The sequence below is a fragment of the Planktothrix paucivesiculata PCC 9631 genome (assembly GCF_900009265.2).
Taxonomy (GTDB): Bacteria; Cyanobacteriota; Cyanobacteriia; order Cyanobacteriales; family Microcoleaceae; genus Planktothrix; species Planktothrix paucivesiculata.
The window spans coordinates 18,172-29,276 of sequence record NZ_LR734991.1 but is presented as its reverse complement, the minus strand read 5'-3'; the positions used below and the strand labels follow the sequence as shown (position 1 = coordinate 29,276).

Here is an 11,105-nt window from a genome sequence, read left to right as displayed (position 1 = left end):
CCCCTGCTCCCCCTGCTCCCCCTGCTCCCCCTGCCTCCCCTACTCCCCCTGCGGCCACTGAGCCTGTCGAAGTGCCCCCTACTCCCATCTACGGATCAACCCAACGGCCATCGGCTTTAATCAGATTAATTAATTCTTCAACTCCTTGGTTTTCTGGGACTTTTTTAATCTCATCTCGACCCCGATATAGGGAAATAAAACCCGGTTGTTTACCGACATAACCATAGTCAGCATCGGCCATTTCTCCAGGGCCATTCACAATACATCCCATCACCGCAATATCTAAACCCGTTAAATGTTTCGTGGCTTCACGAACTTTATGTAATACTTCTTCTAAATTAAATAAAGTTCGACCGCAGGAAGGACAGGCGACATATTCCACCATGGTTTTCCGCAGTCCCAGCGCTTGCAGAATACTATAACAAACGGGGATTTCTTTTTCTGGGGCTTCGGTTAAAGAAACCCGAATTGTATCACCAATTCCTGCTGCTAATAAAGTTCCGATTCCGGCCGTTGATTTAATTCGGCCATATTCTCCATCTCCGGCTTCTGTCACCCCTAAATGTAAGGGATAATTCATGCCTAATTCATCCATCCGTTTCACCATCAAACGGTTAGCAGCCACCATCACCGGAACCCGGGAAGCTTTCAGAGAAATAACAATATTTTGAAAATCCAAAGACTCACAAATTTTAATAAATTCTAAGGCTGATTCCACCATGCCTTCCGGGGTATCACCATAAGTAAATAACATTCTTTCTGCTAAAGAACCATGATTGACCCCAATCCGCATCGCCTTACCTTGATCGCGCAAAGATACAACTAAAGGTTCCAAAGTTTGTCTAATTTTATCGCCAATTTCAGCAAATTCAGTTGGGGTGTATTCCGTGCGATCGCTTTTGGGTTTTTCAAACACATATAACCCTGGATTAATTCGGACTTTATCCACATATTTTGCCACTTCCAAGGCAATTTTCATGCCATTATGATGAACGTCCGCCACCAGGGGAACAGGTTGATAGGTTTCGGCTAATTTCTGTTTAATTTTGCCTACGGCGGTAGCATGGCCCACGCTTGGAACTGTCACCCGGACAATTTCACAGCCAATTTCATGCAGACGACGTACGGCCGCCGTTGCCCCCTCAATGTCCATTGTATCCTCATTAATCATCGATTGGACAACCACGGGATGACCGCCCCCAATCGTAATAGTTCCCACCTGGACGGGGCGGGTTTGGCGACGGTGAATCATTGTATCCACAGAGGTTTGACTAGATGCGGGTTGGGTTGGGACAGGTAAAGTTTGCATGGTTAATAATAGATTTTTGTCAATATACCGATCGGAATTTTGTCTCCTATTAATTAATAGATTGCCACAAAAGGGGAATTTCTGAAATTAACCGTCTGGGTTTGACCAGGGGTGGATGTCCTAATTGTCGGGAGCGACTTCTATACGAACTTCACCAAAACTAAATACCCGATAATCAGTGGACTTGGGCGATCGGTTAAAATTCCGAATCTCCTCGTGATCTCTATCGCGGATATTTCCCTCAGTTGTCTGTCTCTCCTGTAACCCTCGAAATTAGAACCAAAACCCTAAAAATTAAATTATTAAACTCAAGAACAAGAGTAAAATAAGTATTGGTAAGTTTTCTCTACTTAGCCTTTAAAGCGAATTCCGTTTTTGTCACAATTTAGAACAGAATTTATAAAATTTCATGAGTTTTACCATGCTGGATGAAATGATTAATCTTCAAAATTCAATTATTCCTCCTTGTGCGATCGTGACACCGGATACACCTCTGTTGGAAGCATTGATATTGATGAATCAAACCAATGCAAAACAATGCTTAATTCCTGAATCACCCCATCTGGCAGAAAACTTAACCAGCTATTCCCAGCCGCCCGGATGTCTATTGGTGATGGAAGATGAAGAATTAGTGGGCATTTTAACTGAAAGAGATACGGTAAAACTAGCCGTTCAAGCTGAAAATTTATCTGAAATAACTGTTAAACAGATTATGACAAAACCCGTAATTACCTTAAACCGTGAAGAATTTACGGATGTATTTGTGGTTCATAATATGATGCGTCGTTTTCAAATTCGCCACTTACCAATTCTGAATGAACAGAAACAAGTTTTAGGTTTAGTGACTTTAAGTAGTTTGCGACAAGTTTTAAATCATCACCACTTTTTGAGGTTTCGCCAAGTTTCTGAAGTGATGACTCGTCAGGTCATGACCGTTTATCCCTTGACCCCTATTCGTGAGATTGCCAAAATTTTAGCCCAATATAATATTAGTTGTATTGTGGTGACAGTTGAGCAAGAAGGGCGATCCTACCCAGTGGGAATTGTCACCGAACGAGATATTTTACAACTGCAAGCCTTGGAACTCAATTTACAAAATCTCACCGCCGAAACAGTGATGAGTTATCCTATATTTTCGATTAAATCTACAGAATCTCTATCGACAGCACAGCAAATTTTACAAACAAATAAAATCCGCCGATTAGTAGTTATCAATGAACAGGGAGAATTACAAGGAATTATCACCGAGAGTAATTTAGTTCAGGTGTTAGATCCTTTGGAAATATATGGGATTTTAGAAATATTAGAACGAAAAGTCAATCAATTAGAAGAATCTCGGATTTTATTACTAAAGAAAAAAGATTTTGAACTCGCTAAAGCCATAGAAAATCAGGAGTTTAGTCTTTACTATCAACCTCAAATTGATTTAAAAAGTGGGGAAATTGTGGGTGCAGAAGCCTTAATTCGGTGGATATCTCCTGAAAACGGGAATATTTCACCCACTGAATTTATCCCCATCGCTGAAAATACAGGTTTGATTGTACCTTTAGGGAAATGGGTATTAAAAACGGCTTGTACCCAAGCGATCGCTTGGAAACAGGTGGGACTTCCTCCTCTGGAAATTGCGGTTAATATTTCGGCTCAACAGCTTGAAGATGAGAATTTCGTATCCGATGTGATCTCAACATTAACAGAAACAGGTTTAGAACCTCAGCGATTAAAATTAGAATTAACCGAAAGTGTCCTAGTTCGTAATATTCATTTAACCTTGGAAAAATTTAAAGAGTTACAGGAATTGGGAATCGAAATTGCGATTGATGACTTTGGCACGGGTTATGCTTCTTTAAGTTATATTCAAAACTTTTTATTCGATATTTTAAAAATTGATCGCTGTTTTATTAAGGATATTATGCAAAATAATAAAAATTCAGCGATTGTTTCTGCGATTATTCGACTAGCCCGTCAACTGAATTTCAAAGTCATTGCTGAAGGGGTAGAAACGGAGTTAGAACGAGAGTTTTTAACTCAACAAGGTTGTGATTTTATTCAAGGGTATTTGATCAGTCCTCCTCTACCCTTTGACCAATTCTGTGATTTTTATTTCCGCTATTCTGAGAAAATCAAGAAGAATTAAACCTCTCCAGTTTCTCCTAAATATCGGGTTAAATAGGGAGAAAAAACTTCATAAATCAGGGTTAAGGGTTTGCCATGATGCCAAAATAAATAATGGCGTCCCCAAAACGGCCCGGATTCTCCAAAGGCTAATTCTAAGGCTTTGCTATCTCCATAATAAATTCCCTGCACATCCCGATAGAGTTCTGTTCGCAACCGTGCTAAACTCGCCCAGATGGGTAAAGACCGATTTTGTAAATATTCGTCAACGTGACTGGCTTCCCACCAAGAGGTGGCGTAGGCTAACCGTTGTCCTGATGCGGTTTTTAACCACACTTGACGGCGAACCCGGGGGCCGGGAACCGCTAAAATCTGGTCTGGAGCACTATCCGTACTCAAACCAACGGCTGACATATCAATCACATCAACCTCTGTGGGTTCCCCGGTTAACAATTGTAGATGTCGAGTGGGGGAACCATCTCCTAACATTAAAATTTGCCATGGGGGAGAGAGTTGACTATGGGGTAGTCCTTGTTTGACAATGGCTTCATCCCCTTGCCATCGACACTTAAGACGATGCCAAGCAGTGGGTTGAGTAACGGGTTCGAGTTTTCTAATACTAGCAGTCAAGGCTCTTTACAAAACTTAATGTATATTTATTGTTCATGATAGCGCAACAATGATCATCTGTCGGGTTTCAGGTTTTAGGGATTAGTTTATGAATGACAGTTTAAAAGAGGTGACAATTTATACCGATGGAGCCTGTAGTGGCAATCCCGGGCCAGGAGGATATGGCGTGGTCTTAATGTCTGGCCCCCACCGTAAGGAATTGTCGGGGGGATATCAACTCACCACAAATAATCGTATGGAATTAATCGCGGCAATTATAGGATTAGAAGCCTTAAAGTTTCCCTGTGCGGTTAATTTATATACGGATTCTCGCTATATAGTGGATGCGATGAATAAAGGATGGGCGAAGAAATGGCAGAAAAATAATTGGAAACGTAGTCAAAAAGAATCGGCTAAAAATCCTGATTTATGGGAAAGATTACTCGCTATATCTGAACAACATCAAGTACAATTTCTTTGGGTTAAAGGTCATTCGGGAGATGAGGAAAATGAATGTTGCGATCGCTTGGCTGTAAAGGCTTATAAACAACCGGATTTACTGCCCGATTTGGGTTATTCTCAAGAGAATTAATCCCCTAAATTTAGATTGAATTAGACCAAGATACAATGACATTATATCCAGATTTGATATAATTATATGGGTTAGTCCTGTAAAGGCGAATCAATGAATATGGCGATCGCAACTGTAACTGAAACGGAAACCTTTTCCCTAGAAGACTTTATGGCAAATCCTCCCGATCATCAAGAGTGGGTGGATGGACAATTGGTGGAGAAAACTGGAATGACCATTAAACATAGTCGGATTCAATGTCGGTTAGGTCGTTATTGGGGGAATTATGCGATTGAATCTGGACAAGGGGGAGATGCTTATACAGAACTTCCCTGTCGTACCTTAAAACAGGGGCGACGTCCTGATGTTTCCTATCTCACACCCGAATTATTAACAGAATTTGGCGAGTTTCCCACCTTACCCCAAAGTCCCCCACTCCTCGCTGAAATTGCGTCTCCGAGTGATGCGGCGGAGGATTTATTTGCTAAAGCTAGTGAATATTTAGAGTCCGGTTGTCGGGAAGTGTGGTTAGTTTTTCCTGAGAATCATCGCGTTTTAATTATTACTGAAAATCAAACCTTGGCATTTAAAGCTGGCGATATTGTCAGTACACAAATTGTTTTATTAGGATTTAGTCTTGAGATTAATCAATTATTCGGTTAAACCCATAGAATTTTTGAACAGTAGACTGGGACTGATTAAAGTCCCCCAATTTTGGGGGATTTAGGGGGCAAATATTGCTGCTTGAGAAATAGTCTCTAAAACTGCTGATAAATACTTCATAACCTGATCATTCTAAACACTATACATTTCAAGCCATCTAGCCCCCTAGCCCCCAACATTGGGGGGAAAATAAATAATCAGGACTTTTTAGGGAGATTGCTATGATCATTGGTATGCGATCGCCTACTTTTGACACCCTATATATAGCCTGCTTGCGTAAGTCCTGTGTGAGTAAATCCTTCACGGAATTTGATTTTTCTAACTTAAATATAAATCAACAAATCTTTGAGGATTACAAAAGCAGATATTTACGATGTAGATAAATTAATTAACTTTATCCAAAGATTTGATGATGATCTAGGGTATATTGAAGATTACCACTATTGAAAATATTAACCCTGAGAATTTCGTTTGTCCAAATTTACCTATTTTTTTAATTAAAATGCACAGAATTGCAGCCACACCCGGCGGATGGAACCCCGATACAGACGGAGTTATTTTTATTGAACAAACCCCCGCACCGATTATTTTTCTAACGGCGGCGGATACGGATATTCAAACCCTAGCCACGGTAGTTTCTAAACTTCCGACGGATTTTCCCCCGTTGCGAGTCACTAATTTATTACAATTACAACAACAATTAACCATTGATACCTATGCAGAAACTGTTTTAGAAAAAGCTCAAGTAATTATTTTAAGACTGTTAGGAGGACGTTCCTATTGGTCGTATGGTTTGGAAGTTTTACAAGACATTTTTGCTAAAACTAAAACTCAATTAATTATTCTTCCGGGGGAAGATCGTCCCGACCCAGACCTAATCAGTCATTCCACCGTATCGTTATCAATTGTTGATCAGGTTTGGCGCTATTTAACGGAAGCCGGAGTTGATAATTTTGCCAATGCTCTGTTATTAATTGGTAATCATATTTTTAATAAAAATTATCCGATTATTCCTCCGGTCACTATTCCAAAAGTTGGTTATTATCCCTGGAATCAAACCGTACAACCCGATGATTATATTGGGACTGTTGGGATTATATTTTATCGCGCCCATTACCTATCGGGTAATTTAGATCCGATAGATGCCCTCTGTCAAGCATTAGTGAAATTAAACTTAAAACCCGTTCCTATTTTTGTTTCTTCTTTGCGAGATCCCGATCTACAAACGGAAATTTTAACCTATTTTAATTCCGGTATTCAATTATTAATGAATACCACCAGTTTTTCGATTTCTTCAACTTCAGAAGATGAAAGTCAACCGCCTTTATTTTCCTTAGATATTCCGGTTTTACAAGTAATTTTAAGTGGGGGAAGTTTAGAACAATGGGAAACGAATTGGATGGGACTTTCCCCTCGGGATATTGCCATGAATGTCGCCTTACCTGAAGTTGATGGACGGATTATTAGTCGGGTGGTTTCTTTTAAAGCGGTGGAAAATTGGCATCCTACCTTAGAAACTAATGTTGTGCGATATGTGGCAGTACAAAATCGGATTAATTTTGTCGCGGAGTTAGCCAAAAATTGGATTGATTTAGGACAAAAAACCGTATCAAAACGACGAATTGCGATTATTTTAGCCAACTATCCCTGTCGAGATGGACGCTTAGGAAATGGGGTGGGTTTGGATACGCCCGCCAGTTGTATTGAAGTTCTAAAAGCCTTAGAAGAAGCGGGATATTTTCTGGAAAATTCGCCTGCAACCGGAGAAGAATTAATTGATCAATTAACAACAGGAATCACCAACGACCCGGAAGGTTGGGAGTTAAGAAATATTGATCAAAGTTTATCTTTTGAAGACTATCAAGACTATTTTTCTAGCTTACCGCCCTCTATTCAAACCGCTATTAACAACCGATGGGAACATCATTTTAAAGAGGAACAAAAGACCGCTAAAGGCTTTGCTATTTCAGGTATTCAACGGGGTAATATTTTTATCGGAATCCAACCTTCTCGGGGCTATGATCTCGATCCAAGTTTAAATTATCATGCCCCGGATTTAGAACCCACACCGGATTATTTGGCGTTTTATTATTGGTTGCGATCGCAATTTCAAGCCGATGCTATTATTCATTTAGGAAAACATGGGAATTTGGAATGGTTGCCGGGTAAAAGTGTGGGACTATCGGAAAATTGTTATCCTGAAATTGCCTTAGGGGCATTACCCAATTTTTATCCCTTTATTGTTAATGATCCAGGCGAAGGAACCCAAGCCAAACGCCGTTCCCAAGCCGTGATTTTAGACCATTTAACCCCCCCTTTAACCCGTTCGGAACTCTATGGATCATTACAACAATTAGAAGGGTTAATGGATGAATATTATCAAGCCCAAAGTTTAGATCCTTCTCGGTTATCGTTGATTTCAGAAAGAATTATTCAGCTAATTCAACAGGAAAATTTAGAGGCAGAATTGGGTTTACCGAAACTGAATAAACAGGCGGTTTTACAGGATCAAAATTCTATTTTTACTGAACTAGATCGCTATTTGTGTGAGTTGAAAGAGGCACAAATTCGGGATGGATTACATATTTTTGGTCAATGTCCCCAGGGTGAACAATTAAGGGATTTAATCATTTCCATTGCCCGTCATCCTGATACTAAACGCTTGGGTTTAAGTCGGGCGATCGCCCAGGATTGGCAATTAGAATTTGATCCCTTAACCTCAGATTATGGGGAAATGATTAATCAAACTATTAATAATCAATTCTGTCGAACTGTTGGGGATGGAGTTGCCGTGATTGAAAACTATGCTATTGAGTTAATTGAAGCATTACCCGCCATCCCCGATCAACAAATATTAATTCAACGGGAATTAAGCTGGATTCAGAATAAATTATTACCCAATTTATTGAGAACCTCCGAAGAAATTACTAATTTATTAAAAGGTTTAGAAGGTCGATTTATTCCCAGTGGTGCATCGGGCGCGCCAACAAGAGGAAAACCCAATGTTTTACCGACCGGACGTAATTTTTATTCCGTTGATATTCGGGCTATTCCCACAGAAACCGCCTGGAGAGTTGGGGAATTAGCCGCATCGGTATTAATTGAACGTTATACCCAAGAAAATGGCGAATATCCCCGCACTTTGGGGTTATCAGTTTGGGGAACTTCAACGATGCGAACCGGGGGAGATGATATCGCGGAAGCCTTAGCATTATTGGGAGTAAAACCCGTTTGGGATTATCCTTCGCGGCGAGTAGTTGATTTTGAAATATTACCAGTTTCGATTTTAGGCCGTCCCCGGGTGGATGTGACACTAAGGATTTCAGGGTTTTTTAGGGATGCTTTTCCCAATTTAATTGATCTATTTGATCAGGCGGTAATTGCTGTTTCTGATTTAGATGAAACTGAGGATCAAAATCCTTTAGCTGCCCAAGTTCAAAAAGAAACTCAATTTTGGATGCAAGAAGGGTTAACAATTGAACAGGCAAATTTGCGATCGCGCTTGAGAATTTTCGGGTCTAAACCTGGGGCTTATGGGGCGGGTTTACAAGGATTAATTGAATCCCAAAACTGGCAAAATGATCAAGATTTAGCAACAGCTTATATTAACTGGAGTAGTTACGCTTATACCAGTACAAATTCCGGCTATCAACAGGGAATTTCCGCATCAGAAGCCTTTCAAAATCGGTTAGAAAAGATGCAAATTGTTCTACAAAATCAAGATAACCGAGAACATGATTTATTAGATTCCGATGACTATTATCAATTTCAAGGAGGAATGACCGTTGCGGTAAGAACCTTGACGGGGAAAAATCCTGAGATTTATTTCGGAGATAATGCTATTCCTGAAAACCCCAAAGTTAAACTTTTAAAAGAAGAAATTGCTAAAGTCTATCGTTCCCGGGTTATTAACCCCAAATGGATTGCTGGAATTATGCGACATGGCTATAAAGGAGCTTTTGAACTATCAGCAACCGTTGATTTTTTATTCGCCTATGATGTTACCGCCCATTGTGTAGAAGATTTTATGTATGAAGGGGTAGCAAATGCTTATGTTTTTGATCAGAAAGTGCAACAATTTATTCAAGAAAAAAATCCTTGGGCGTTAAGGGATATGGCGGAACGATTATTAGAAGCCCATCAACGCCAATTCTGGCAAACGGCGAGTCAAAATATGATCGAACAGTTAAGGGCAATTGTTCATGAAGCCGAGGGAATTATCGAAGGGAAGGTTTAACCCGATAGTTTTGATTTATAATCGGACAAGAGAAATCCCGATTAACCAAAATCATCTAATTCCAGCTAACAATTGCTATGAGTCTATTGTCTATATTAAGTTTATTCATGAGATCAACCCGTAGAAATAGTGGGGTGATGGCGATAGTTCCTCTAATGATATTAATGGTTGGGTGTTCATTTAAAGAATCCTCTCAACCTTCTGTTGGTTCCCAAACGGCGATCGCCGCTGCTGTCACCCCTAATTCTCAACCGTTGAATCAAAATAAAATAGTAGGAAAAAATGAAAATTTACTCTCTCAAAATCCTGCTAAATCTCAAGTTTGTATCGAAGAAAATCCCTTTGATGAATCGGTTAAATTTGCCCTAAAAGCCTCTAATTTAGCCCAAACCGCTCAATCTCAATCCGATTGGGATGAAGTCGCCCGCCTATGGTTACAGGCAGTAGCGTGGATGCAAGCCGTTCCTGCTAACAGTCCTAAACGAACTTTTGCTGAAAAGAAAGTGGTTGAATATATGAGAAATTTAACCTATTCTCAACAGCAAGCCGCGCGTTCGGGTTCGGTTTCCCAGTTTCCTAGTTTTGATAGTGAACCTTTAGATCAACAATTAAAATTATATTTATCTTATTTGAGTACCGTGGGCAAACCGGATATTTTAATTGTCGGAAGTTCCCGGGCTTTACAAGGAGTTGACCCGGCACAAATGCAGCAGGTTTTAGCCCAAAGAGGATATCGAGATTTGAGAATTTTTAACTTTGGGGTAAATGGGGCAACGGCGCAGGTTGTAGACTATATTTTGAGAAAAGTTTTAACGCCTGATCAGCTACCAAAATTGATTATTTGGGCCGATGGTGTGAGGGCTTTTAATAGTGGGAGAAGCGATCGCACCTATCAAGCTATTATTGCTTCCCAAGCACATCAAAAAATAGCGGCGGGGATTCGTCCACAGTTGGCAAAATCCGAACCCAATCCTCAGAAAAAATGTTATAATCTGCCCTATCCTTGCAAAAACAAAGGTAATTCTAAATTTCAGTTTCAAACGTCTAATTTTATCAATCCAGACAATTTTGATTATATTCCTTTAGTTAATAATCCTAAAAAGATTGAGTCTACTAACTTAGTCTATGATCCTTCTGAATTCAATTCCAGGGCAACTCTAGTTTCCTTAAATTCCATTGAAGCTAACGGTTTTTTACCCCTATCCGATCGCTTCAACCCCAATACTTATTATCGACAAAAACCCTATGTTTCGGGAACCTATGATGGGGATTATCGCGGATTTAACTTAGGAGGAGAACAAGCTAGAGCCTTTGATTCCGTGGTGGCATTTGCGAGTTCTAATAATATTCAATTAGTCGTTGTCAATTTACCAATCACAGATGATTACTTAGATTCAGTTCGTTGGTCTTCGGAAGTTGAATTTAATCAACAAATGAAACAGTTAGCTCAAGAATATGGCTTTATTTTTATCAACTTATCAGAAAAAGCCTTAAGGCAATATCAATATTTTGTTGATCCGAGCCATTTAAACCGCTATGGGGCTAGTTTAGTGGCGCGAGAAATTGCGGCTAACCCCACCATTCCTTGGCCACGGGTTAGATAA

7 protein-coding genes are annotated in these 11,105 nt (G+C 39.9%); 5 read left to right on the top strand and 2 right to left on the bottom strand.

The window, feature by feature from the left end; translation table 11 throughout:
* Positions 1-88 precede the first annotated feature (88 nt).
* Complete coding sequence (gene ispG, locus PL9631_RS02465) at positions 89-1,309, bottom strand: (E)-4-hydroxy-3-methylbut-2-enyl-diphosphate synthase (protein ID WP_083616640.1); 1,221 nt, start codon at positions 1,307-1,309, stop codon at positions 89-91.
* A 409-nt stretch (positions 1,310-1,718) separates the two neighbouring features.
* Here ispG and PL9631_RS02460 point away from each other — a divergent pair, with 409 nt between their 5' ends.
* Positions 1,719-3,443, top strand: a complete 1,725-nt coding sequence (locus tag PL9631_RS02460) for an EAL domain-containing protein (RefSeq protein ID WP_083616638.1) — start codon at positions 1,719-1,721, stop codon at positions 3,441-3,443.
* Here the strand turns inward: PL9631_RS02460 and PL9631_RS02455 are convergent.
* A complete protein-coding gene (locus PL9631_RS02455) occupies positions 3,440-4,039 on the bottom strand; it encodes a chorismate lyase (protein WP_231516617.1) in 600 nt (199 codons plus the stop codon). The genes PL9631_RS02460 and PL9631_RS02455 overlap by 4 nt on opposite strands.
* A gap of 100 nt (positions 4,040-4,139) precedes the next feature.
* Between PL9631_RS02455 and rnhA the strand changes: the two genes are divergently transcribed.
* The 4 genes from rnhA (at position 4,140) to PL9631_RS02435 (ending at position 11,105) form a co-directional block, all read left to right on the top strand.
* A complete protein-coding gene (rnhA, locus tag PL9631_RS02450; RefSeq protein ID WP_083616634.1) occupies positions 4,140-4,622 on the top strand; it encodes a ribonuclease HI in 483 nt (160 codons plus the stop codon).
* A 99-nt stretch (positions 4,623-4,721) separates the two neighbouring features.
* Positions 4,722-5,264, top strand: coding sequence for a Uma2 family endonuclease (locus tag PL9631_RS02445; RefSeq protein WP_083616685.1), 543 nt, complete (start codon positions 4,722-4,724; stop codon positions 5,262-5,264).
* A 502-nt stretch (positions 5,265-5,766) separates the two neighbouring features.
* Positions 5,767-9,501 (top strand): cobaltochelatase subunit CobN, encoded by a 3,735-nt coding sequence (gene cobN / locus PL9631_RS02440; RefSeq protein ID WP_083616683.1) that lies wholly within the window; start codon positions 5,767-5,769, stop codon positions 9,499-9,501.
* A gap of 107 nt (positions 9,502-9,608) precedes the next feature.
* Positions 9,609-11,105, top strand: coding sequence for a hypothetical protein (locus PL9631_RS02435; RefSeq protein WP_083616632.1), 1,497 nt, complete (start codon positions 9,609-9,611; stop codon positions 11,103-11,105).

Coding starts and splice junctions, on each gene's coding strand:
- ispG (WP_083616640.1), bottom strand. CDS start 1,309: ATGCAAACTTTACCTGTCCCAACCCAACCCGCATCTAGTCAAACCTCT.
- PL9631_RS02460 (WP_083616638.1), top strand. CDS start 1,719: ATGAGTTTTACCATGCTGGATGAAATGATTAATCTTCAAAATTCAATT.
- rnhA (WP_083616634.1), top strand. CDS start 4,140: ATGAATGACAGTTTAAAAGAGGTGACAATTTATACCGATGGAGCCTGT.
- PL9631_RS02445 (WP_083616685.1), top strand. CDS start 4,722: ATGGCGATCGCAACTGTAACTGAAACGGAAACCTTTTCCCTAGAAGAC.
- cobN (WP_083616683.1), top strand. CDS start 5,767: ATGCACAGAATTGCAGCCACACCCGGCGGATGGAACCCCGATACAGAC.
- PL9631_RS02435 (WP_083616632.1), top strand. CDS start 9,609: ATGAGATCAACCCGTAGAAATAGTGGGGTGATGGCGATAGTTCCTCTA.